20 protein-coding genes are annotated in these 25,895 nt (G+C 35.7%); 18 read left to right on the top strand and 2 right to left on the bottom strand.

Translation table 11 applies throughout. The features are described from left to right. The first annotated feature begins 75 nt into the window (after positions 1–75). The 5 genes from B2C77_RS15990 (at position 76) to B2C77_RS15970 (ending at position 4,830) form a co-directional block, all read left to right on the top strand. Complete coding sequence (locus B2C77_RS15990) at positions 76–939, top strand: 3-hydroxyacyl-CoA dehydrogenase (RefSeq protein ID WP_077705895.1); 864 nt, start codon at positions 76–78, stop codon at positions 937–939. Continuing rightward, a complete protein-coding gene (locus B2C77_RS15985) occupies positions 936–2,132 on the top strand; it encodes a thiolase family protein (protein WP_077705892.1) in 1,197 nt (398 codons plus the stop codon). The genes B2C77_RS15990 and B2C77_RS15985 overlap by 4 nt, the downstream gene beginning before the upstream one ends. Before the next feature lie 16 nt (positions 2,133–2,148). Next, positions 2,149–2,925: an enoyl-CoA hydratase-related protein gene (locus tag B2C77_RS15980; RefSeq protein WP_077705889.1), complete on the top strand. Its 777-nt coding sequence runs from the start codon at positions 2,149–2,151 to the stop codon at positions 2,923–2,925. A gap of 104 nt (positions 2,926–3,029) precedes the next feature. Beyond that, positions 3,030–3,875, top strand: coding sequence for a phenylacetic acid degradation operon negative regulatory protein PaaX (gene paaX / locus B2C77_RS15975; protein ID WP_077706945.1), 846 nt, complete (start codon positions 3,030–3,032; stop codon positions 3,873–3,875). Position 3,876: 1 nt separating this feature from the next. Beyond that, positions 3,877–4,830, top strand: coding sequence for an NAD(P)H-dependent flavin oxidoreductase (locus tag B2C77_RS15970; RefSeq protein ID WP_254843988.1), 954 nt, complete (start codon positions 3,877–3,879; stop codon positions 4,828–4,830). Between the two features lie 71 nt (positions 4,831–4,901). Here the strand turns inward: B2C77_RS15970 and B2C77_RS15965 are convergent, their stop codons facing one another. After that, positions 4,902–5,417, bottom strand: a complete 516-nt coding sequence (locus B2C77_RS15965; RefSeq protein ID WP_077705884.1) for a gamma carbonic anhydrase family protein — start codon at positions 5,415–5,417, stop codon at positions 4,902–4,904. 503 nt (positions 5,418–5,920) lie between these two features. Here B2C77_RS15965 and panD point away from each other — a divergent pair. From panD to B2C77_RS15945, 4 genes are all read left to right on the top strand, one after another. Continuing rightward, positions 5,921–6,313 (top strand): aspartate 1-decarboxylase, encoded by a 393-nt coding sequence (gene panD / locus B2C77_RS15960; protein ID WP_077705881.1) that lies wholly within the window; start codon positions 5,921–5,923, stop codon positions 6,311–6,313. Between the two features lie 151 nt (positions 6,314–6,464). After that, positions 6,465–7,679: a threonine synthase gene (locus tag B2C77_RS15955; protein ID WP_077705878.1), complete on the top strand. Its 1,215-nt coding sequence runs from the start codon at positions 6,465–6,467 to the stop codon at positions 7,677–7,679. A gap of 166 nt (positions 7,680–7,845) precedes the next feature. Next, positions 7,846–8,460, top strand: coding sequence for a PH domain-containing protein (locus tag B2C77_RS15950; protein WP_077705875.1), 615 nt, complete (start codon positions 7,846–7,848; stop codon positions 8,458–8,460). Positions 8,461–9,145: 685 nt separating this feature from the next. Further along, on the top strand, positions 9,146–9,655 hold the full coding sequence (locus B2C77_RS15945; RefSeq protein ID WP_077705872.1) for a hypothetical protein: 510 nt from the start codon (positions 9,146–9,148) through the stop codon (positions 9,653–9,655). Positions 9,656–10,322: 667 nt separating this feature from the next. On the opposite strand, the gene B2C77_RS15940 is transcribed toward B2C77_RS15945, so the two are convergent. Continuing rightward, positions 10,323–11,105, bottom strand: a complete 783-nt coding sequence (locus B2C77_RS15940) for a helix-turn-helix domain-containing protein (RefSeq protein WP_077705870.1) — start codon at positions 11,103–11,105, stop codon at positions 10,323–10,325. Between the two features lie 300 nt (positions 11,106–11,405). Between B2C77_RS15940 and B2C77_RS15935 the strand changes: the two genes are divergently transcribed. From B2C77_RS15935 to B2C77_RS15895, 9 genes are all read left to right on the top strand, one after another. Beyond that, positions 11,406–12,758, top strand: a complete 1,353-nt coding sequence (locus tag B2C77_RS15935; RefSeq protein ID WP_077705867.1) for an acetaldehyde dehydrogenase (acetylating) — start codon at positions 11,406–11,408, stop codon at positions 12,756–12,758. A gap of 884 nt (positions 12,759–13,642) precedes the next feature. After that, entirely contained in the window at positions 13,643–14,776 is a 1,134-nt protein-coding gene (locus B2C77_RS15930; protein WP_176087348.1) for a response regulator, read from the top strand. Between the two features lie 548 nt (positions 14,777–15,324). Further along, complete coding sequence (locus tag B2C77_RS15925; protein WP_077705861.1) at positions 15,325–16,413, top strand: ThiF family adenylyltransferase; 1,089 nt, start codon at positions 15,325–15,327, stop codon at positions 16,411–16,413. Between the two features lie 336 nt (positions 16,414–16,749). Next, positions 16,750–17,637 carry an LpxL/LpxP family acyltransferase gene (locus B2C77_RS15920; protein ID WP_077705858.1) on the top strand — a complete coding sequence of 296 codons (888 nt, stop codon included), beginning with the start codon at positions 16,750–16,752 and terminating at the stop codon, positions 17,635–17,637. Positions 17,638–17,841: 204 nt separating this feature from the next. Beyond that, a complete protein-coding gene (locus B2C77_RS15915; protein WP_077705855.1) occupies positions 17,842–19,101 on the top strand; it encodes an MFS transporter in 1,260 nt (419 codons plus the stop codon). 322 nt (positions 19,102–19,423) lie between these two features. Further along, entirely contained in the window at positions 19,424–22,138 is a 2,715-nt protein-coding gene (locus tag B2C77_RS15910; protein ID WP_176087347.1) for a SpaA isopeptide-forming pilin-related protein, read from the top strand. Positions 22,139–22,222: 84 nt separating this feature from the next. Beyond that, the gene (locus B2C77_RS15905; protein WP_077705850.1) at positions 22,223–24,079 is read left to right on the top strand and encodes a SpaH/EbpB family LPXTG-anchored major pilin; all 1,857 of its coding nucleotides are present in this window, start codon (positions 22,223–22,225) and stop codon (positions 24,077–24,079) included. A gap of 179 nt (positions 24,080–24,258) precedes the next feature. Next, positions 24,259–25,098 carry a class C sortase gene (locus B2C77_RS15900; protein ID WP_077705847.1) on the top strand — a complete coding sequence of 280 codons (840 nt, stop codon included), beginning with the start codon at positions 24,259–24,261 and terminating at the stop codon, positions 25,096–25,098. After that, on the top strand, positions 25,095–25,814 hold the full coding sequence (locus tag B2C77_RS15895) for a class C sortase (RefSeq protein ID WP_077705844.1): 720 nt from the start codon (positions 25,095–25,097) through the stop codon (positions 25,812–25,814). Before B2C77_RS15900 ends, B2C77_RS15895 begins: the two co-directional genes overlap by 4 nt. The last annotated feature ends 81 nt before the right edge of the window (positions 25,815–25,895 follow it).

Genomic DNA, 25,895 nt, shown 5'->3' with positions numbered 1-25,895 from the left:
GAATAAAAGCGAACGAATATCCTTTAGGGAAAAGTTCGCTTTTTATTTCAAATAGCAGAAAAGGAGAAGATTTCGATGCGTGGATATTTTGTGGTTGTAGGCGCAGGGGTAATGGGAAGGGGAATTGCTTATGTTGCTTCATTAAGTGGTTATTTTGTTAAGCTTGTGGATGTAAAAGAAGAAGTCCTTGTCAAAGCGAAACAAGAGATAGATGTATTGTATGAAAAGGGAATAGCTAATGGAAAGATAACAGAGGCAAAGGCGATAGCAGGAAAGGATAGCATTCGTTATGAAACAGATTTAGAAATAGCGGTGAAAGATGCCATCATTATCATTGAGGCTGTTCCGGAAAGAATAGAGATTAAAAAAGATATCTTTTCCATACTTGATCGCCATGCACCAAGAAATTGTTTATTTGCTACAAATACGTCGACCATGAGTCCAACGGAGATAGCTTCATACACAACCAAACCCGATTTCGTTATTGCTATGCATTTTTTTAATCCAGTTCATAAAATGCCATTAGTTGAAATTGTTCGTGGTTTGGAAACAAGTGATGAAGCAGTAAAAATAGCAGAAAACGTTGCTGAAAAACTGGGTAAAGAAACGGTGACAATTCAAGAATTTCCTGGGTTTGTTACAAGTCGTATTAGTTGCTTAGTAGGCAATGAGGCATTTTATATGCTCCAGGAAGGACTTGGTACCCCGGAAGAAATTGATAAAGCGATTAAACTCGGATTGAATTATCCAATGGGACCATTTGAATTAGGAGATTTAGTTGGTTTAGATACAAGACTTCATAATCTTCGGTATTTACATCAGAAGTTAGGGGATAAATACCGTCCTGCACCGCTTTTAGAACAGTATGTAAAAGCAGGGCGATTAGGAAGAAAAACAGGAAAAGGTGTCTATGTCTATGAAGGAGGGAGTGAGAGGTGAAAGAAGTGGTTATCGTTGATGCAGTAAGGACGGCAATAGGAAGATACAACGGTTCATTAAAATATGTACGTCCAGATGATTTAGCGTCGGTTGTCATTCAAGCGATCATTGATAGACAGCCAAAGTTACCCATAGATGCCATTAACGAAGTGATTTTAGGTAATGCAAATGGTGCTGGGGAAGAAAATAGAAACGTTGCTCGTATGGCTCTCCTACTTGCTGGGCTCCCTGTTCGTGTAACTGGTACAACCGTAAATCGCCTTTGTGGTTCAGGAATGGATGCTGTTCATATGGCGGCACGCGCAATAATGGTTGGAGATGGGGATATTTATATTGCTGGTGGAACAGAGAGCATGACAAGAGCACCGTATGTTTTACCTAAATCAGAATTCGCTTTTCAACGGGGAAATAAGATTTTACTAGATACTACGATTGGCTGGCGTTTCACTAATCCAAGGCTAGAAGCAATGTATGGTGCTGATTCCATGCCACAAACGGCAGAGAATGTGGCAAAACAATTTCAAATAACAAGAGAAGAACAAGATGATTTTGCTTATGCTAGTCAGATGAAAGCTAAAGCAGCAATAGAAACAAATAAGTTTTATGATGAACTTACTCCAGTAAAGTATATGTTTAAAGGGGAAGAGAAGGTTGTCGATAAAGATGAACATCCACGCCCCGCAACAACTCGAGAAAAACTAGCTAGCTTACAACCATTATTTGGTGGAGGGACGGTTACAGCAGGTAATGCATCTGGAATAAATGACGGGGCATCGGCGTTGTTATTAATGAGCAAAGAAAAAGCGGAGCAATTAGGTACGGAGCCTATGGCACGCTACATAGCGAGTGGAACATCGGGGGTAGAGCCTTCTATCATGGGTATTGGCCCTATTGAAGCATCCAAAAAAGCATTGCAACGAGCTAATCTACAAATAGAAAACGTAGATTTAGTTGAATTGAATGAAGCGTTTGCATCCCAGTCGATTGCATGTATGAAACAACTTGAATTAAATCCGGAAATAGTTAATGTTAACGGAGGCTCAATTGCATTTGGTCACCCATTAGGAGCTAGTGGAGCAAGAATTCTTACGACTTTATTACATGAAATGAACCGTCGTAATAGTAAATATGCGCTTGCTACAATGTGTATTGGTGTGGGGCAAGGAATTGCGACAGTTATTGAAAAATGGTAAGTTAGGGGGAGAAAAAATGAGTAACGTTTTATTAAAGACAAAAGAACGAATTGCCTATGTCACGATAAATCGACCTGAAGTGTTAAATTGCTTTAATTATTCTACATTACTAGAGTTAGAGCGTGTTATAGAAGATTTGTCGATGAATCACGATATTTGGGCGGTAGTCATTACAGGTAGTGGTGAGAAGGCCTTTAGTGCAGGAGCAGATTTAAAAGAACGTAGACAATTAGGAAACAAGGAAGTTATTCGTAACGTTAAAAAAATTAGCTCTGTGTTTGAACAAGTTGCCAATCTTCCTCAACCGACCATTGCGTTAATAAATGGATATGCTTTGGGAGGTGGGTTGGAGCTTGCGCTTGCATGTGACTTTCGCATAGCTGTTTCTTATGCGACAATGGGGTTAACAGAAACAAGTATGGGGATTATACCTGGTGCTGGTGGTACGCAACTACTTCCTAGATTAATAGGGCAAGCAAAAGCAATGGAATTTATTTTAACGGCAAAACAGATTTATGCTAACGAAGCTTTGGAGTATGGTCTTGTTCATAAAGTAGTGGAACAAGAAGAACTTTTTGAAAGCTGTGAATTATTTGTTAAGTCTATCGTGCGTATGCCGCAAATCGCCATTCGGCAAGCAAAGTTTGCTATTCAACATGGGATGGACACGGATTTAAAAACAGGGATAAAAATAGAAGAAAGTGCATATCACTTAACGATTCCAACGAAAGATCGGGTCGAAGCGCTGACCGCATTTTATGAAAAAAGACCCCCTAAATTTATCGGTGAATGAATAGAGGCATTGAACGTGTTCCTCCCATATTCTATTTAGAAGATAATACAGTTTCATACTAGCAAAGGATGATAATCGTGCAAAGCAAACCAAACACACGTTCAATGATTTTTACGTTATTTGGAGACTATATTCGATACTACGGTAATGAAATATGGGTTGGTAGCTTAATTAAATTATTGGAGCCATTTGACCATAATGAACAGTCTATAAGATCAGCTGTTTCTAGAATGAGTAAGCAGGGATGGGTTGTCAGTCGTAAGGAAGCAAACAAAAGTTATTATTCATTGACCGAGCGTGGAAAAAAAAGAATGGAAGAAGCGGCCAGTCGTATTTATAGAATGGAGCCTGCGGAGTGGGATGGAAAATGGCGGACGCTACTGTACACCATTCCTGAAGAAAGAAGGCATATTCGCGATGAATTGCGTAAAGAATTGATTTGGAGTGGTTTTGGCTTACTGTCCAATGGCGTTTGGATTACACCGAATCATTTAAAAGAGCAAATTTATGACATTATTGATAAATACGGTATTAAAGAAGAGGTTTATTTTTTTGAAGCTAAAAATGAAGGTTTCCAAGCGAATAAACAAATCATACGCAGCTGTTGGGATATAGATCATATAAATATGCTATACGAAAAGTTTATTCATGCGTATGAGGAAAAAATGATTGCCAATGCCATGAAAATAGAACATGGGCAAATGAGTGACCAAGACTGCTTTGTAGAACGAACTTTACTTGTTCATTACTATCGGAAATCATTGTTTGTCGATCCAGGTATTCCAAAAGAATTATTGCCAGAGAAATGGTTAGGTGAACGTGCGGCGAAGTTATTTAATGAGTATTATCAAATTCTTGCAACAAAAGCGAATGCTTTTTTCAGAGCGATTTATTTAGCAGGATATGATAACTGTCCAAGGCAAAAACAAACCATTGCGAAGGAGGAGTAAATTGGGCAATTTGTTAACGGAACGACTAAATATTACTTATCCTATTTTACAGGGAGGGATGGGAAATATAAGTGATCCTGGGCTTGCAGCAGCGATTTCGAATGTTGGTGGCTTAGGAACAATAGGTGTAGGGAATATGCCAGTTGAAGAGGTTTTAACAAAAATAAAAGAAATGATGAAAAGAACATCAAAGCCTTATTGTGTAAATGTTCCTATATCTGTTCATCCGCATACAGAACAATTAATTCAGGAATTAATTGACTTAAAGGTTCCTGTCGTTTCTTTATCTGCAGGCAACCCAGCACCATTTGTTTCATTGCTCAAAGAGCATGATATAACGGTTATCTGTGTCTCTTCCACCGTAAGCCAAGCCAAAAAAGCTGAAGCTGCTGGGGTGGATATTATTGTTTGTGAAGGGTATGAGGCTGCTGGTATTAATGCACTAAATGAAAGTACTACAATGACACTTATTCCCCAAGTTGTTGAAAAAGCAAGTGTACCCGTTGTCGCAGCGGGAGGAATTGCTGATGGTAAAGGTTTGGCGGCGGCTTTATCGTTAGGGGCGCTAGGTGTACAAATGGGAACGCGTTTTATTGCTACGAAGGAATCACCTTATCATGATAATTATAAACAGAAAATTATTCATGCTACGGATGAATCAACAATTATTGTTGGAAGAAGATATCATCATATTCGTAGATTAATGAAAACAAACTTTGTTCATAAGTTGGCAGAACTCGAAATGAATCATGAGAACCCTAATTTGTTTATAGAGAAAACAACCGAAGATCACCATAAATTAGGGGCGATAGTAGGCGATTTGGATAATGGTTTTATTAATGGTGGACAAATAGCCGGCTTGATTGATGATTGTCCTACTGTAGAGGAATTAGTAGAAACGATGGTAAGAGATGCCAAACAGATATTAAAGCTTAGTATGGAAAAACTTTTGTAGGAGTTAACCGTGGTATAGTGTTAAGTTGACGCATAATGTATTGGGAGGGGATACCTCCCAACAGCAATGGTTTATTTTTTCAGTATTTGTTTGAAATCTTTCCCTTTTTGTACATATGTATCAATGGATAATTGAATAAGCTCAAGATCCTTTGCAGTTATTTCGCGAACGATTTTACCTGGAGATCCGACTACCAGGGAACGTGAAGGTATTTTTTTACCTTGTGGTATAAGGGTATTTGCTCCTATGATGCATTCTTCGCCAATTTCTACATCATCTAGAATGGTAGATCCCATTCCAATAATGGATCTTTTACCTATTTTACAACCATGTAAAATAACATTATGTCCCACTGTAACCTCATCTTCTACAACCACAGGACAATTTTTAAACAAATGGATAGTAGAATTGTCTTGAATACTGCACTTTTCCCCTATTGTAATGGCATCCTCATCCCCTCTTAAGACGGTATTAAACCAAATAGTAGATTCTTCACCAATAGTTACATCGCCAATTAAGTATGCACCTGGTGCTACGAAAACGCTATCATGAACAAAGGGATGGTGTTGGTTGTATGGAATAATCATTATATCACCTCTTTGGAAGATTTAGTAATAAAAATAAGAACTGCTAGGGTTTTAATCCAACAAAATGCTATCTCTTGTAATTATATATCCTAAGTCTAAGGAGAGTTTGAGAATAAGTATTTTTATGTGGAAGTATGGAGCAAACAGAAATTATGCGATTTATTTTTTTATTTTAACATTTCTGTCCATTTTTTAAAAGACTAAGTGCTTTCAACGCAGAAAATTATAAAGCAGTTAAGCTTTTCACTTAGTACTATCGTGATTCTAGTTGCTCTCACGCCGTTACATCAACCAAGCCTGTTTTTTCTTTTTGAAGACGCACTAAAAGAAAATATTTTACGCTTTACTATAATGAAAACTTGGCATACCATCAAGCTTCCATTATATGCAATATTAATTAAAATAATACTACTATTACTAGTATTATCAACTGGTTCGGACGTTATGACTTTATAGATTTATAAAAAACAGTATTGTACCATGAAGAAAAGGAGGGAATAATCATGTATCGCATGATGTGCAAAGGGAAGATTCATCGAGCAACTGTTACAGAAGCTGAATTGGATTATGTGGGTAGTATTACAATCGATTCTAAACTAATGAAAGAAGCAAATATTAAACCGTATGAAATGGTTCAAGTCACAAGCTTGCGAAATGCAACTAGATGGAAAACTTATGCTATACCAGCTCCAGAATTATCAGGTAGGATTTGTTTAAATGGTCCTCCAGCTCACTTATTTTCACCTGGTGATATTGTTATCATATTAAGCTTAGGGTTAATGACTGACGAAGAAATCAAATCATTAAACCCAAAAGTAGTATTTGTTGATGAGAAAAATAAAATAACCGAAGTGGAAGAGCATGATTTGTATTGGCCACAAAATCAAAGCGTATAAAGTTATATGACAGAAAATTGTCTTAGTTTACTATTTGGTTTCGCTATTGAGAAAAAGGAGTAACAATCACTACTAAAAAACAAAACAATTACTAGAAATATAGCATTAGCGAATCAAAAAGATCCTTATAAAAATGAGGAGGAACAATAATATGAAGTTTTGGTTTAGCTGTAGTAATTGCGGGAAAACTTCTGCTTTTAGTCTTAAAGAAACGAAATGTACATGTGAAGGAACACTTTTAGTAGATTATGATATGGAACATGTTGGTCATACTTTAACAAAGGATAGCTTAAAAGAAAGATCTGCTACGATGTGGAGATACAAGGAGTTATTGCCGTTAGAAGACGAAAAGCATATTGTTTCTTTAGGGGAAGGATGGACACCACTTGTACGAATGAAAGAGGCTGAGAAAAAATTCCCTGCAAAAAGATTATGGGTAAAAAGAGAAGAACAGAACCCAACTGGGAGTTTTAAAGCAAGAGGTTTCTCCGCAGCTTTGTCTATTGCAAAGGAATATGGAATTAAGAAAGTTGCTGTTAATTCAAATGGTAACGCTGCTTCTGCGCTAGCAGCATATGCTAGTTATGCCGGTATGGAATCACATGTATTTGTACCAAGCGACTGTCCAGGTTTAATTGTAGATGAATGTGTTCAATATGGCGCTAACACTTTTCTAGTAGATGGGTTGATTCACGATGCAGGGAAGATTATTTCAGTTGGACAAGCTGATCAATGTTGGCATAATGTTGGTACACTTAAAGAGCCAGGAAGAGCTGAGGGAAAGAAAACAATGGGGTTAGAATTAGCGGAACAGTTAAACTGGAAATTGCCAGACATTATTATTTATCCTACAGGAGGAGGATCAGGAATAATAGGTATGTGGAGAGCATTTAAACAATTAAAGCGATTAGGGCTTGTTGAAGGAGATTTACCTCGAATGGTAAGCGTACAAGAAGCTGGGTGCCAACCAATTGTTGATACATGTGAAAGTGGTAGGAAGTTTAAAGCGCAAGCGGAAAACGTTGATTCGGCACCTACTGGTATGCGCGTCCCAAGCCCTCCTGACGGTGAATTAATTGTTTCCATTCTTTCTGAGTCAAGTGGAAAAGCTATAGCAGTAACTCAAGAGGAAATTAAGCAGTCTCAGCAATCATTTGGAAAGCAAGGTATATCCTCATCGCCTGAAGGAGCAGCAACATGGGCTGGCTTTCAACGTTTAGTTGAGAGAGGATGGGTTACTTCCAATGATGAGGTTGTGTTATTTAATACTTCCCATGCCATGAAGTATTTGCCGTGGGAACAAATTAATATTCCTAATATTAAAACGTATACAGACTGGTTGAAAGCTTACTTTGTGGCATCTTAGTGTTCTATAGAAGTAGATTTTGACAAACTCCCTTAGAAAGCCGTTGTTTTGTTTAGCCATAATAATTTTATGCGTTCCTATATTGCCAAAAAGGTTTCTGTTTCTGTGTGGATAAGTTATGATGAAAGAGATAGTGCTTTGACAAATTTTGAGGAGGCCAACAACGATGTTTAAGAAAATTGCAAGCGATGCTTTAGGTTTAAGCGATATCGGAAAAATCATTTCTCCAGAGGATTTTGATAAGACAGAGTCAGATGACTATATTTTACATGAGAAAGGAGAGAAGATTCACTTTCTCATTAAGTCAAAATCAGATGAGTATTGCTTTACAAACTTTGCGTTAATTCACCTTGATGGCGAAAAAGCATCAAGTAGTAAACGTAACATTTATCGTTATGATTACTATCAACATCCCATTAGCGATGTATCTGTAGAAACAGCAGGTACTGTGGATTTGGATTTAGAAATTAAATTCTCCATTGGCAAGATGCCAATTTCTGTTGATATTAGTAAAAAAGAAGGCGAAGCAATTGCAGATTTATACAAATCATTGGTAACCATTTCGCAAATACAAGATTCGAATGAGCGGAAGAAAAAATTTGCTAAAGATAGTTTACAAGTCTCTCAATCTTTATTTAACGATAACCGTTTTCAAGAGGGAATGATATCCAAAGAATTTGAAGAAGCTACTAAATTTGCATTTGAATGGTATACATCAACATATGATGAAAATACGCAAAAGGATTTTGGCGAAGTATTTGATACGTACATTCAGAATTAGCTTTGTTTTATATGAAATGTAGATTTCGTTTAGAAGTAGCATCATAGAAGCCTGCCTACGATGGTGGCTTCTTTGTTTAATTATCCGTGTGGATCAAAGAGAACCCACACTGATGGAAAATTCACTTCTAGGATAAAGTGATATCAAAAACTTTTTCACCATTAATAATCGTTGCTACAACCTCAATATCTTTATTTTATCTGGTTGATTCTTAATGGATTGTCGCAAGTAGCCCCACCACCTTTTATAAAATTGGTATTCTAAGCAAAGGAGAAGCTTTTTTATACTTTAGGAAAGTATAGAAGTTTATAGGTTTATAGTATAAGAAAAACTACAGCTTTCACTACTAAAACTTGGAGACAAGCAAAGTTTTCCTAATACAGAGATAGGTTGAAGAAGTTTCTTCTCATTGTACAGACTGTTTTTTAATTGGAATAAAGTCAGTACGTCCAAACCAGTTAAACGGCGGAAGAATATAAGAGAACATGAAACTTCACGAAACAAAGTAGTTAGTAAATACGTATCAGATATAAGTTAAAATGCAGAAAGATTTCGCCGTTATTCTTAAGCTAACAAGGGGCTCTGTGATATATCTTAACTTTCCTATAGTGGAAGCAAAACTACGTAAGCTATCGCCAATAAGACTTTACGATATTCAAAGTTTTCTCATGAAAGGGGCATGAATATGGGAAACAATAAAAAGAAAGTAGATATCGGGTTGATTTTGGCGAATATGCTATTACTAGTCATGGTGATTATTTTAGCAACTTTGTTTATAGCCATACCATTTGTTATTTCCTTTGCTGTCATTTACCTTGCTCAAGTAATACCGTTCATTGATTTTCATTTTTATGAAGACTTCTGGGGGAACTTCTGGTTTTTTACAGGCTTCACACTGTTAAGCTTATTCATGGTAGCAATCATTGAAATTGCGATATTCATTGATCGAAAAGATAAAAAGTTTCGTTCTTTGGATGACATTGGCCCTAGCAGTTTGAAGGAATGGATTATTTTCTTAACGGTTTTTAGTGTGTATATGAATGCGTTTAACCTCTATTCTGAACGACTAGATACGAATTTTATTGGAGCTACAATCATAGGCTTGGTATTTGTTTTTCTACTATACGTTTTTGGGAAAATAATTGATCTATTTGCTGACGAAGAAGATACGGCGGATGTGATGGAAGAAAAATAGTTCAGAGTGGCGAAAGGGCTATTTCTGAACTAAATGTTGACTATGTTGTTGAAAAGGCAATGCTTCAAGCACAGTATACTGTGTTTTATCCGTTTTTGATAAGTAAGCATAACTATATTATAACTTGGGTATATAAAGAAAGTCGCAGGTGATTGTACCCCTACGTCAATAAATAGTTGTCCGCTTTGAAGAGCGTTCAGCGTTTTATAATAGTGAATTTAAAGGGTAATCACCCACTCAGCCGGATAGCTAGGGGTGATTACTCTTTTTGCATGATCATAATTACAACCATTAGAAATGTTAAGGCTAATGATGCAAAATCTATAATAACATTTGCTATATCTGCAGTAATCACGAGCCTCCTCTCTATCTCGGAGGTTTTTGGCCACTCACCCAACTATAATATTATTATAGCAATGGATACTGTTTTCTTCTTTTAAGCTTTTCATAGACTTTAGAAAATGCTTCATACTTCTCCTTGAAGTTAGCTTTTAAAGTGCTATATCATCGAATTGATCATCAACTAGAAATCATTACTTAGCGTATTGGTCGAACTTTTCTGGATGCAGATTTATTTATCCTTTTACACGAGGATGGTTGGCTATTTAAATAAAGCAAGAGACACGTCCTATAGCTGTGTCTCTTCTGTGTAACTGGCATCCATCATTCAATGATGTCCCTCTGCAAAAGCAATATCAGCTGGCACATGTTCTCCTTGAAAAATTTGCTTATATTCATTGGGTGTATGGTTGTTTTCTTTTTTAAAAATCCTACTGAAATAGGTTAAGTCAAGATAGCCAACTTGTTCGGCAACTTCTGTGACTGTTAAATCGGATGTGCGCAATAATTTTTTTGCTTGTTCTAACCGATAATGTCGTAAATAACTTACGAAAGACATGCCGACGGTTTCTTTGAAAAAACGGCTTACATAACTTTTATTTAAATGCATGAATGCTGCTAATGAATCCAAGTTAATCTCTTCATAATAATGTTCATGGACGTATTGCATCATTTGAGCGGCGCTTTCTTTAATGGTATCGGTAACAGATTTACGTTCATAGTCTAATAAAGATACTTGATTTAGTGCCAAAATTGCCCGATGAATGGCAGATTTACATTCTTCGACTTTTAATGGCTTCACCAAGTAGTCAACTGCTCCACAACGAATTGCTGTTTGAATATGTTTAAAGTTTTCCTCATTGTCTATTAAAATAACTTTCACGTTTGGGTGGCGTTTAACGATATTTATCTTATATTGAAAAATTTCTTCACTCGATCCACTGACATCTAATATAAGCATATCAGGTCGTTGTTCTAATGAACGTTCATATGCTTTTTCAGCAGATAAGGCATCGTCAAGAAATAGGACATTAAAAAAATGTTCTGCAAAAATTTGTTTTAGAAATTTACGGTCTGCGTGTTCGGGACTAGCTAATAATACACGACACATGCTATCACCTCTCTATAGGTTCTCCTGATCTTTAGAACAAAACACTCTACTTCTACATGCTAATTCATACAGAATACATGTTTTTGGGAACAATGTGAAGGGGTGTAAATATGAAATATCTCTTCTATTATAAGTATAACATGATAATGGAGGTGATTTTAGGTTTATACATGCATCTATTTGTGAATTAATGAACTAATATCAAAATTGTCCAAAAATAAATATAAATAGTCCTAACAGTTTTTTTGTAAACGCTTTATCATAGAGGTATAGAAATTAATTGAAAAGGGGATGTCAAACATGGCAATAAATTTAGTGCAAGAAACTGTACAAACATATGAGGTAGAGACGCTAATTCAAAAAGCGAAACACGCCCAGCATATATATGCCAGTTTCACCCAAGAACAAGTCAATGAAATAGTAAAGGCTATATCTGTCCGACTAACAGAGGCTGCAGAGGACTTAGCATATAAAGCACATACTGAAACAGGATTCGGTAATGTGAAAGATAAAACGACGAAAAACTTATTCGCTAGTGAGCAAGTATACGAGAGCATTAAAGATGAACCAACCGTAGGCGTTATTAATCGAGATGAAATGAATAAAGTGATTGAAATAGGCGTGCCAATGGGAGTAATTGCAGCACTTGTACCGGTTACCAATCCAACATCTACGGTTATTTTTAAAACACTAGTGGCATTAAAAACAAGAAATGCCATTGTATTATCACCACATCCAAAAGCTGTCAACTGTATTGTTGAAGCTGCACGCGTTGTGGAAGAAGCAGCAGTGAACGCTGGAGCACCAAAAGGTTTAGTTCAAGTAATTGAGTCGCCAAGCTTAGAAGGAACACAAGCATTAATGCAACACGATGATACAGCATTAATTTTGGCAACTGGTGGTGGACCAATGGTAAAAGCTGCTTATTCTTCAGGTAACCCAGCAATTGGGGTGGGGCCTGGTAACGGTCCAGCTTTCATTGAAAAATCAGCTCATATCGAAGAAGCAATCGATCGGATTATTACGAGTAAGACATTTGATAATGGTACGATTTGCGCTTCAGAACAATCCATTATTGTTGAGAAAGGTATAAAAGAAGAAGTTGTAAAGGAATTGAAAAAGCGTAAAGCTTATTTTATGAACCAGGAAGAATCAGAAAAAGTATCTCACTTTATCATGCGAGAAAATGGCACCATGAACCCACAAATTGTAGGTAAAGCCGTTACAGAAGTTGCTAATCTATGTGGGATTATCATTCCTGCAGATACAAGTGTGCTTATTTCAGAGGAAACGACAATAGGACCTGATAATCCGTACTCACGTGAAAAGTTAACCCCAATTCTAGCAATGTACACGGTAAATGATTGGGATGAAGGTGTTACAACATGTAATACCATTTTAGAAAATGAAGGTGCAGGACATACAGCTATGTTGCACACAACAAATGATGAGTTAGTAGAAGATTTTGGTTTACGTATGAAAGCCTCTCGTATTTTGATTAATACACCGGGAACATTTGGGGGAATTGGTTTTTCTACAAATCTAGCTCCATCCCTAACACTGGGCTGTGGTGCAATTGGTGGAAGCAGTATTACGGATAACGTAAGTGTTCGTCAGTTAATGAATATTAATCGAGTTGCGTATAATAAATAATAAAATGGTAGAAAAGCATCCAGACTTGTAATAAGCGAAGTTTGGATGTTTTTTTGTTTCTACTATAAGAAAGCATAAACAAGCCTATATAAATGGTAATATTCATGGTACGAATGTTGCTCAATGGGTTTAACGAAACATACAGTAGGAGTTAGATGAAAACTCTTACTGTATGTTTCGTTTATTTAAGTTTACTAAAAGTTTCCATAAACACCTATTAGGGTAAAGGATTATAAATGTGCCTAGGAGGAAAGATAATGACGTCGAAAGCTCAAAATAATGTAATAAAAAGAAAAACCTCTAGTGGACATCCTTGGCAATTCATCCAAATTAACAGATGAGCAAGGTTGTTTTTAGAAACTGTATCCATAATAAAGCTTCAGTTTCATACGGCATATTCGCCTTATATATGTTGCTAGTAAAATTCTATCATTATTTAAAAATTGTACAAAACCTTTATATATATTTCTACCCTCAGGATTCTTCATTTTTTTAAAAATCTATCTCATCTCACCAAATTTAAATCTAAAAAATTATAATATTCTTTATCCATTCTCGCATATTATTTTCATGACAGGTAATTTATCAAGTGAAGTTTTTAAAACGCATCCACTACTTCAGTGTTGACAAGTTTTATAAATGTTTTTCAACAGTTGCTTACTTCGTTCAGGATGTTTTTAAAAAGTTTAATGCTGTTAGAACAAGTTTTGCTGTTAAAACCGATATGGTCCTTATTAACTATTTTTTGTATATATAATTAGTAAATAATGCTATTTAACTAGGACTATATAACTGGTTGAACGCTTACATTTTAGTTTTTGTTTAGAAATCGTTGATAAAGTATGGAAATGGTGAAAATAATTTGAATGGATGGAGGAATTATTATGAAGGCTATTATTGTGGATGATGAACAATCGGCTTTAGACTATTTGGAACAACAGCTCAAAAAGATTAGTAAAATGTATGTTATTGGTAAAATAACTAATCCTATCCATGCACATAAAACTATTCTTAAAGAGGACGTGGACGTAATATTTTTAGATATAGGGTTGCCGGAAATGAATGGTATTCGTTTGGCTGAAAAAGTTTTAAAAGATAAGCCAAACTTACTTATTGTTTTTGTGACTGCTTATGATAAATATGCTGTAAAGGCATTTGAGCTTAATGCAATCGATTATCTAGTTAAGCCAATTCCACCTGAACGTTTGAAAAAAACAGTTGAACGAATAGATAATAATTTACAGTCATCTACAATTGAAAAAAATTCACCACTTTATGTAAATGTGCTCGGTCAATTCTCGGTTGAATCGGTTAAAGGGAAACGTGAATTTGTTGCCTGGAGAACGAAAAAAGCAGCGGAATTATTTTTATATTTATTACATCATAGAGGGAAAATGGTCAGAAAATCATTTTTAATTGAGCTACTTTGGCCTGACCTAGCATTAGAAAGAGCCAATTCATTGTTGTATACAACAATTTATTACGTAAGAAAAACACTGAGAAAGTATCATAGACATTTGAGATTACAAAATGTTTCTGATGGCTACGTTTTAGAAACAGAGAATATTATTTTAGATTTTGAAGAATGGAAAGAACAAATTAAAACGCTACCATCTTTGAATGAAACATCCGTTAATAATTATATTCAAGTATTGTTCTTATACAGAGGTGCATATCTACAGGGATATGACTTTTGGTGGGCAGAGTCAGAACGATATTATTGGGAGCAGATTTGGTTGACGAAAGCTTTGGAGATTGCGGCATTTTATCAAAAGAATCAAAATATGGCTGAAGCAAAACTATGGTATAGTTATATATGTAAAATTATCCCAGAAACAGAAAGTGCTCATTTTGCTTTAATGAAAATTTATGCACTTGAAAACAATCCTGCGCATGTGCATCAACAGTATGAATATTTGAAAAGCTACTTAAAAACTGAAGTAGGAGTGCTCCCAAACAATGATATTGTTGGATGGTACAACTCATGGAAGTCAGGCAGAAAAGTATTTTCTCATTAATGTTCAGAGGGGAATAGTATGAAAAGGAAGCACAAATTCTCTATTTTTTTACACTGTTTTCAGGTTTTATAGTATAAACAAAATAATAGCCACCGCCATAAAAACTTGTCGATAGTCAAGCTGTTCTACGGCATTTTAAATAAATGTTTAGAAAATGCAAAGGAGTATAACATAAAATAAAATGATATGTAATCTGTGAAGAATCGTTTTATTCGTGGTTAAAACTATCTTATGGACCCGTCTTTACTATATGAAAAATGTTTAATAGGTGTAAATAAGTGGTTATTCAGCTAAACGGTATAGCAATTTGAAACAATATCTTTTTCATAATTGTAAAGTTAAAAATCTAAAAATTAAAGATAAATTAACAAAAAAATCAAATTTGACTATTTTTTTCTAATATATTATAATTTCTATGAATAATAACAAGGTGGTGGTAGAAATGATTAAGTGCGTGGATCGCTATACTTCTGGGACAAAAAAATGCTAGTTAAAGTGAAGAAGCCAATTCTACAAATGAATTGGCTTCTTTTTACGGGGGGATTGTAGTGTCGACATATTGGTTAAAACAGCCTGATGTTCAGGTAGAAGAAACGGAACAGGGACAAATTATCTGTAGATTGTTAAACCGTTCAGAAACCATTGTATATGAAAGTATGAGTGTATTTATAAATTTTTTAACCTATTTACAACAGCCGCGAAATTTTGAAGAACTTCTCGTTTGGGGAGAACAAAATGAAATTACAAAAGAAATGCTAGTAGAAACATTACAAACTCTAGTAAATGATAAAATCTTGTTAACTGGTAATCAACCTTGGAATTTAACAGGAGAAAGTAGATTGTGGAGTTATCTTGCTGCACAAACATCCTCGCTTGATCAGCTATTAGACAGTGAACGAGCATGGTGTTCAAGCCGAGTAGGAATCATTGGTGTGGGAGGCGTTGGAAGCAGAGTTGCTCATGAGTTAGCGGCAATGGGAATTCCCTCCCTAATTCTAATTGATCATGATAATGTAAGCACTCACAATTTAACTCATCAATCATTGTATCCTAAAAACACTGTTGGTGAATTGAAAGTAAACGTTTTAAAAAATATATTACATCATCGATATGGAACGTTAATAGAAACTGTGCATGACCCTATCACCCAAGATATTTCTGCAAACATTTTAGAAAAACTTAAAACATGCTCGGTTGTTATATTATGTGCCGATGAGCCTTCTGTAGATACATTAGCTGATTGGATCACGCCCCATCTTACAAAGAACAATATTGCGCATATTGTTGGAGGTGGCTATCATGGTCATTCTACTAGTACAGGTACAACTGTAATTCCGGGAGTAACTGGGTGTTGGAAATGTTACGATTCGCTGGTGGAGAGAAAAGATATGCATAGTGTTTATCAACATATCCGTGGCATTTCTGGTTCTTTTAATCCGCTGATACAAATTCTTGTAAGTTTTATCATCTCGGATACAGTAGCTGTTATTACTAATTTAACAAGGCCTTTACTTGTGAATGGAATGGGTGATTTTGATTTAGAAACTGGAAAATTCAAATGGAGACCAGGTTCACGTAATGAAAATTGTGATTGGTGTGCGAATATACCAAAGTCCTATCCTAGTTTTATGAAATAAGTTTAAGTATGCTTGACTGTGTATAGTAAAGTGTATGTAATTTCTTTTAGTGAACAAAGGCTCAGGGCGCCCGTTTAGCAACGTAGCGAGTGGAGCGAATCAACTAAAGTTTTAGGAATCATGCCACTAAAACAGAGGTATGTCGATGCACTAAGGCAAGCCCGTTTTTAGTCTTCCTTCCTATTAGCACGAACCGATGATGACTTAGCGTAGGGCGATTCGTGAAGTTGCCTAGTTGCAGGGCGATGGAGCTGAACGTGGCTCATTGGGTTATTTGGTTATCCCATAGCATCTTTTATACTTTCTTATCTCTTAAAAAAAGAAGGAGGTCATAACATGTCAATCTTAAACTTTAATAATTTGTTGCAATTTCACTCTATTTTAAAGAATATCCCCTTTCAAAAAAAAGAAGAGCAACAATTAGCAGATCTTTTTTTGAAAACCATTGTTGAAACAGACATGAATTCGAATACACTAAATCCATTGAAATATGTACCTGTGATCAAGTCATTTCCCGCTTTGAACCAAAGCGCTGAGGAAATTAGTCATGCTTATAGTTTATTTGCAGAAAAAAGAAAATCTGCTTGGACCTACTTGTCCTTGTCCCTATACAACAAACAATATGATCAGATCATTGAACCGGAGAGTGATCGATTATTAAAATCGATAGAACCCGCTCATTCTAAAAATCGTATTATCATTGCTCCATTTCATATGGGTATGCATACGATGTCCATGCCGTTAGTTACACGTTATTTCGATAAAACAACAATACTCGTAAATAGTGATGAAATAGATATCATTCAGCAATGGATGTCTACATATCTTGAAGCATCATACAGTGATTCCATAGATATGGTTCCTGTACCTTCACATACAAGCCCTTTAAAATTTACTAAAGCTATTATGAGGGGAGCAACGGGTATTATTTTCCCAGAGTTTTCATATGGTATTAATCAAGAAGAAGAGGAAGTGCCCTTCTTAGGTGGGACATTTAAAGCACCAATTGGTGTTTATGTGCTTGCCAAGCGTCTGTCAGCAAAAGTATATCCTCTGGGTTCTATTTGGAATGAAGAGGAAAACAAAGTTCGTTTCATGGTTGGAGATAGTCTTGATCCCAACGCATTATCTCAGTCCACCTTTCTACAACACTTATTTGCACAAGGAGAAGAATGGATCGCTAAAAATCCTGAGCAATGGCTTTGGGATCATTTAATAGAGTAGACAACCTTGGATTTATAAAAAGATATTCTCTATGAAATATTCTATTTATAAAAACATGGGTAGTGGGGAGTAATTCATCGTCCTTAAAAAATATTATTTCTTTTTTAAGGGAGACTATAATTTTAGTAATGGTTTTACTTCAGTTAGTGGGGGGAAATACCACTGATCGAAGGTTCATTTTATTAGTAGAAATGGGTTTTTTCGATGTGGATACTTTTAAAAAACAAATCGTTTACCAAGCTTTTCTTAGGGAAGATCGTTTCAAATATTGGTGATAGTATGTATGCTATTGCAGCAATGTGGTTGGTGTATGAGTTAAGTCATTCAGCGTTTTATACTGGATTAGCTGGGTTTTTGACAAGAATTCCGGATGTTTTTCAATTTCTGGCTGGACCATTTATCGATCGCTGGTCTTTGCGAAAAACTTTAATAATCACACAAGTATGTCAAATTATACTTGTGCTTATTATACCAATCGCTCACTACACCGGAGATTTAAATGTCTGGATGGTACTTATCATTATGCCAGTTATATCTTGCATTCAACAATTCTCGTATCCAGCTCAAATGGTTGCATTGCCAAAGTTATTGAAGCAAAATGAGTTGGTGAAAGGTAATTCTCTTTTTTCTTTTGCTAATCAGGGTATTGATATGACATTTAATGGCATTGCTGGAGTACTTATAAGTATAGTTGGTGCTGTTAGCATTTATTTGTTAGATTCTATTGTTTTTATGGTGGCGCTGCTTTTATTTTGGACATTGCCCGTCTTAAAAACGTATGAAAAAGAAAAACAAGAAAAACAAAAACTGACGGAGGCGTTTCAAAAGTATGGAAAAGACCTAAAGGAAGGATTCCAGTATGTTTTTCAATCCATTATAAGTAAGTTTTTTATTGCTACCATTATTGCTAACTTTTCTTTCGGTATCGCTTTGGCGGTAATGCCTGTCTACGCAGATTTTCGTGGAGGATCTACTACCTATGGATTTCTTATGGGTGCATTTTCTGCTGGATTCTTAATTGGAGCACTATTAAGCTCCGTTGTCGGTGCTTTTCCACTAGGCAAGACGATGATTGTAACTTATTTGTTTAGTGCCTTACTTTGGATAAGTTCTGCATTTCTTCCATGGGATATACCCGCTGTCATTGTGTATGGAATATCACTGATACCACTTGGTGCTACACAAGTACTACTATCAGCAACAGGGCAACGTATTATTCCAAGTTCACTACTAGCAAGGGTTTTTTCAGTTATTACAAGCTTGTCTTCTATAACGATGCCTCTAGGTTTTTTAATTGGTGGTACACTAGGATCTGTTTTCGGTGGGCAAATTATATTTGCTATCGGAGGTGTCGGTATGCTCTCCATTTCATTTGTGTGGTTGATCTTATCAGAATTACGTCGAATCCCAAAAGTTAATGATATTACCCCAGAAACATATGGCCTTAAAAGATCAATTAATTAACTTTTACCTGAAAAACATTTTTTTCTTTACATTATAGGAAAGCATAAAATTTTGGGGTTTATAGTATAAGCAAAACTACGGTTTTCGTTATAAAGATTTGGCGATAAGTTAAGTTTTTTTTACAATACGGAAACATATTTTTCAAATTAAAGATTAATCATAAGCGTTAAAAAGCCTTACCTATCATTAGGTAGGGCTTTTTAACGCTTATTTTTTAAATGGAGATGAAAGTGTAGAGGATTTAATATTTAGAAATGTTTACTATTTGTTTAGAACAAGTCTTTAGAATATTTCAGGAATGGAAAGGAGGGAAGGGAACAGATTGATACTAAAAACTCTTCGTAAAAAAGTAGTTTTGTTTTTTATTGTTATGGTACTCGTGCTACAAGGGTTTACATCTACAATAGTTGGAGGTGAGGTAGACGATAAAGATCCGTACTTAGATATTCTTACAAATCAGGAGGCAACTACAGAGGGTGTAGTTGTGCAAGTTCAGGCGGAATTTTCCACATTTCGTATGCTTGAAATCAAACTGCCAAAAGGGGCTACGTATGATGAGGAAAAGACGCGTTCTATACAACAAGGAGCTACTTTAGATTACAATGCTAAAAAACACGTGTTAACGCTTAAAGGGGAAAAAGGTGTACCCGAGCAACAAATAGCGTTTGTTTTAAGTAATCTGGAACAATCTCATAACGCTTTAGCTATTACTGGAAAGTTAGATGGAAATGTAGTATTCGAAGAGGATTATTCATTTCAAGTAAAGGAAGTACCGGATAGTTCGAAACCTGAGAAGAAAAAACAGAACAAAGAAACATCGGAAAATAAAGTAGAAAAAGAAAAGAATGAAGAAAAAGAAAAAAATAAAAAAGAAGCAGTAAAACCAGAAGCTGAAAATAAAGATTCTATAAAACAACAGGGGCAGCAACAGCAGTATCCATCGTATACTACACCTGCAAAATATATGGCAAAAATAAATACAAACTGGCCAAATCCAGGCTCATTAAAGTTATTAAAAGAGGCAAAATCAACTGATGAGTATGGAGAATGGGAGATAGAATTAACGGCTCAAGGAAAAAATTTAAAACAAAAATCAGATGTTGTTTTATTATTTGATCGTTCTAATACGATGTATGGGAGTCGTGTTCATAAAGCTAAACAGGCTGCACAACAGTTTGTTGAAAATCTTTTAACAGAAGATGCAACGACTAGAATAGCGTTAGTGCCGTTTGGTACAGAAGCAGACAGACATGTGGATTTTAAAGGCCATAGCGAAAAACAAGTATTGAAAAGGGCGATTGAACGAATCCGTGTAACTGGAGGACCAGATGGAGCAACGAATATCCAGGCAGGTCTCCATAAAGCAAAACAATTACTGAATAGAAGTAATGCAGACAGAAAAACGATTGTCCTTTTAAGTGATGGTGAACCGACCTTTAGTTTTAGAGCGGGGAAGGCAGAGGGGTATACATGGCCGAATAATAGATATAACTTTATGCTCTCTGATTTTAATTATAATGAACTAATTGGTTCTGGAGCATCTTACTACTTAGGATGGGAATCATATTGGCTTGATGGGTTCAGAGTCAGAACAAATGGAATTGCAACTCTTTCTGAAGCAGTTCAGATTATGACTTCTGGCAACGATATATATTCCATCGGCATAGATGTGGGCGATTACGAAGAAGCAATATATGTATTAAAAAATAGCCAAAACAGAGGTTACTATGAAGGAACGGAAGATGAATTACAACAGATTTTTACTGAAATTAGTGCAGATTTGTCGCACTATGCAGCAAGTAATAGTGTTGTAACTGACCCAATGGGAGACATGTTCAACCTCGTAAAAGATGGCAGTTACAGTGGCAAAAACTTTTCAGCAAGTCATGGAGAAGTAAATTGGAATGAAGCAAAAGAAACGTTTACTTGGGATATAGGTGATATTAAGGAGAATGAAACGTACACGTTAAAGTACAAGGTGACTATTGATTGGGATAAAAACCCAAAAGGAAATGAACGATATCCAACGAACAAAGATACACCGCTAAATTATACGGATCCAAATGGCGACCCGCAAACAAAACCATTTCCAATTCCAGAAGCAGGAATTGATAAAGGAAAAATTATTAAAAAGGGTTATCGTGTAAATGTGGACGGAGATCCGATTGACCAGAATGGTAATGTCGTTTCTGATCCATCCTTAGCAGAGCAATTTTATGAAGAAGCCCATCAAGAAAATGATCAGCAAGAATTAAAGTTTAATGAAACGTATCAAGTAACAGCAAATGATGTGACTGATTATACATTGCATGTAGGTGAAAACCCAACACGTGTAAGTTTAAAAGCAGATAATCCAATAGAAAAGGTTTGGTTTGGTTACGTGAAAGAAACGGATCTGATTGCTGGTGATGTCACTGCAGAATATGTGGATGAAGAAGGCAATAAGATAGCCTCCAATGAAATTTTCACTGGTAAACTTGGTGACACATACACGACGAAGCAAAAGGATATTTCAGGATATACATTTGTAAAAGTAGACGAGGAAGGTGCTCCGGCAACTGGAAAGTTCCAAAAAGATCCGCAGACTGTCCGTTATATATACAAGCAAGAACTCGGAACATTAACGGTTCAAAAAGTGGATGAAAACGGTGAAACTTTACAAGGAGCGACTTTTGAATTAAAAAATGCTAATGGAGAAATAGTAGAATCTCAAGAAACGAATGAAGCGGGTATAGCAGAATTTAAAGAATTGTCGTGGGGGGAGTATGAACTAACAGAAACAAAGGCTCCAGAAGGTTACCGTTTGCTAAATAATCCTATCCATGTAGAAATTTCTGCCGAAAACCTTCATGAAGAGATTGAAGTAGAAAATAGTAAAAACGGTTGGATTTTGCCAGACACTGGTGGGATTGGAACGTTACTATTTTATGGATCGGGTGTTGGGCTAATGTTAGTAGCCATTCTCCTGTTTATACGAAAAAAAAGAAGAGATCAAACATCCAAAGAACAAATAACATCTACGGAAAATACGCTTTAAGGTAATGATGTATTTTAAAGCTATATATGTTTATAAACATCAAAATAAGATTATTCATGTGTGATTAATGAGAGGAGAAGTTAAATGAACGTAACGAAAAAAAAGAAAATAAACATCGCATTAATCTTTACTTTAATTGTATCCTTGTTACTTCCACAGGCAGCATTTGCCAAGGAAATAAAAGGGGATGAGGACAATCCGTCATTAACAATTCATAAGTTCGAACAAGAACCTGGAACAGCACCTGGTGAAGATGGAACAGGTTTACCTGGCCAAAATGCAGAAGGAGATCCAGTTGAAGGGGTAACATTTACGTTAAAACAAACACATCAATATAATTCGGAAACAGATAAGTGGACAGAGGTAGCTGATGGAAAAACGATTGAAAAACAAACTGGCGAAGATGGAATAGTCGTTTTCACCAAAGCAGATGAATTAGAGCTAGGTCGTTATGAAGTTACTGAAACAGATGGACCTGCAAATGTTATTTTAAATCCAGATCCATTTTTTGTTGATATCCCAATGACGAACAAAGATCGCACTACATTAAATTACGATGTCCATGTATATCCAAAAAATGAAACCGTTCGTTCTGCTGTGGAAATAGTGAAAAAGGATGAAGATGGAAATCCACTACCAGGTGTAAGTTTTATCTTATATAACGAAGACGGTACCCTTGCTGTAGATAAAGAAGGAAATGAGATTGGGGAACTAACAACAAATGAAGCTGGAAAAATTAAAGTGGATGGTTTAGCACAAGGAAAGTATTATTTCCAAGAGACGAAAGCTCCAGAAGGATATGCATTAAATACAACCAGAATTCCATTTGAAGTTAAAAAAGCTGGAGAAAATTTACAAGATATAGTAGTAGAGTGGACGACAGTCGATGGAATTGTCGATGAAAATGGAGTAGTAACAAACTATAATACTCCTGAAATTGACAAGGATGCTAATGGCGAAAAGAAATTGGATTTTGATCGTAATAAAGAATATAAGTACAACCTTACAATTAAAACACCAAAAGATATTAACAAATATAAAGCACTTGGTGTGACAGATACTTTAGATGAACGTCTAGAGTTTGTTTCTGAAGGTAGTATTGATGGTGGATGGAAGATTGAAGGTACAAATAAATCCAATGTTGATTTTAAGCAAAAAGGCCAAACATTAATTTGGGAAATTAAAGATCCGAGTCAATTAACCCCTGGTGAGGACGTTAAAATTACGTTTACAGCAAAAATTAAACCGGATGCCGAATTAAAAGAAGGCGAAATCGGCATTGAAAATACGGCTGATCTTCATTTCAATAACAATAAAGGATCTTACACAAGACCAGCTGATCCAGACAATCCTGACCCATACGAGCCATACGATCCAGAAGATCCAGATGAACCAAATGAACCAGGAGAACCAATAGAACCACCAAATCCAGAAGAACCACCAGTAGTAGTACCTACAGAAGGTGGTATAGACGTTATTAAAGTGGATGCTTCTGATAACAATGTAAAACTAAAAGGTGCAGAGTTTAAATTAACAGATATGGATGGTAATGTCATTGACACATCTAATGCTGGAGAAGTCGTTAAAGTAAACGGAGAAGCATTCAATGGCAAATTAGAAAACTTAGTAACTGGAGAAGATGGTACATTCTCTATTACTGGTCTCACACCAGGAACGTATCAGCTTCATGAAACAAAAGCACCCACGTATACTACAGAAAATGGTGAAGAAAAGCCATATCGTTTACTATCAAAACCTGTAGAAGTAAAAGTAGAAAATAATAAAGAGTTGAGTTATGAAGTTGAAAACTCGAAGTCACTTTGGGAACTACCAACAACAGGTGGTATTGGAACGATTATTTTCACACTTATTGGTTTAACGTTAATGGGAATGGCGCTTGCACTATATTTCCGTCGTAGAAAGCTAGAAGCTATTGCTTAGTTAGAAGAATGGTTGAATAGGAGAGAGAATTATTCTTTCTCCTATTTTCCATGTTACATATTTTTCTAAGGAATAATCATTTTTTTTAATTTTTTTTGATCTATAAGCTAAACATAATTTCCATTGTAGTGAAATACATTCAATAGTATAAAATTTATTTACGATAGGAAGGGAAAATGATGAAGCGAGTAATAATTATTATCATATTTTTAGTTGGATTGGGTGTCTTTTCCTATCCTATAATAAGTAACATTTTATCGACACAAGTACATCAATCTGTAGTAAAAGAATATGCTGAGACAGTTGAAAACATGGATGAAGAGGAAATTAAACAAGAAAAAAAGAAAGCAGCTGAACATAATAAAAAATTGGAGAATTCCGAAGTCGATTTTGTTGATCCTTTCTCAGAAGAAGGGGCGGAGGGAAATAAGGCAGCTGGAAATAAAAGTTATTACGATGCACTAAATATTGACCCAGCAATTGGAAGTATCGAGATTCCTAAAATAGGTTCAAACCTGCCTATTTATCATGGCACTGGGGAAGATGTATTATCACGTGGTGTGGGGCATATGGAGAATTCTTCCTTACCTACAGGAGAAAAAGGGACTCACAGCGTACTCACCGCTCATCGAGGTCTGCCTAGTGCGAAATTATTTCGTAATTTAGATGAGCTTGGCAAAGGAGATCAATTCTATGTTAATGTGTTGAACGAAAAATATGCTTATGAAGTGTATGATGTAGAAATTGTTCTTCCACATGAAACGCAGTGGCTACAGACAGAAGATAATGAAGAATACATGACATTATTAACATGTGAACCTTATATGTTGAATACTCACCGGATGCTAGTGAAAGGAAAGCGAGTACCCTATGATGAATCAAAGGCGAAAGAAACAGAAGAAGTAACCGATACGTTTAACTATTGGTATATTGCAGGTGGTGCAGGCCTATTAGTAATTTTAATTCTTGTTTGGTGGTTGAAACGTCGTAAAAAAAAGAATAAGGTGGAAGGCTCATGAAGGGAAAAAAAGCAATCATCTTATTATTTGTAGCAGGTATTCTGATTTTTTTATATCCGCATGCAGCCAAACTCGTCAACAGTTACTTACAAAAACAACAAGTTGATCAATTTCAGGCTGACTTAGAAGAAAAACCCGAAGAGGAAATAAACAAGCTTATGGAAAAAGCTTCTGCATGTAATAAAGAAATCTTTTATGATAGTTCAGGTTTTCGTGATCCATTTCTTGATAATGAAGAAAAGCTGGCTGAATTTAAAAATTGTCTTGGAATAGACGACGATGAAGTGTTTGCGGCTATCGAAATTCCAAAACTTGGAGAGATGATTCCAATTTTTTTAGGAGCTACAGAAGAAACCCTTGATAAAGGGATTGGGCAAATTGAAGGCTCATCATTGCCAGTTGGTGGTGAGAGCAATCATACCGTCTTAGCGGGGCACCGAGGTATGGGAACGAAAGCCATGTTTCGTAATGTCGATGAATTAAACGATGGTGACATTTTCTATATCCATACTATGACCGATACGTTAACTTATCGTGTGTACAGTCAACAAGTGGTTGCTCCTGATGAAACGGACCCACTTGAAATTCAAAAAAATCGGGATTTAGCTACTTTATTCACCTGTCACCCGTATCCAACAGACAGAGAAAGGTTATTAATACAGGCGGAAAGAGTGAAAGAGGAGGAAAAAAAGAAAAAATCAGAATCTAAGCAATAAGGTTTTTTAACGTTAATATTTGGTACTGTAAGATTTCCTATTAGAGAGTTAACGTAATTGAAAACTTTAAATAAGAGATAA

The organism is Virgibacillus dokdonensis (assembly GCF_900166595.1).
In the GTDB taxonomy this organism is placed as follows: Bacteria; Bacillota; Bacilli; order Bacillales; family Amphibacillaceae; genus Virgibacillus; species Virgibacillus dokdonensis.
The sequence above is the reverse complement of the archived record's forward strand: the minus strand, read 5'-3'. Positions and strand labels throughout refer to the sequence as shown.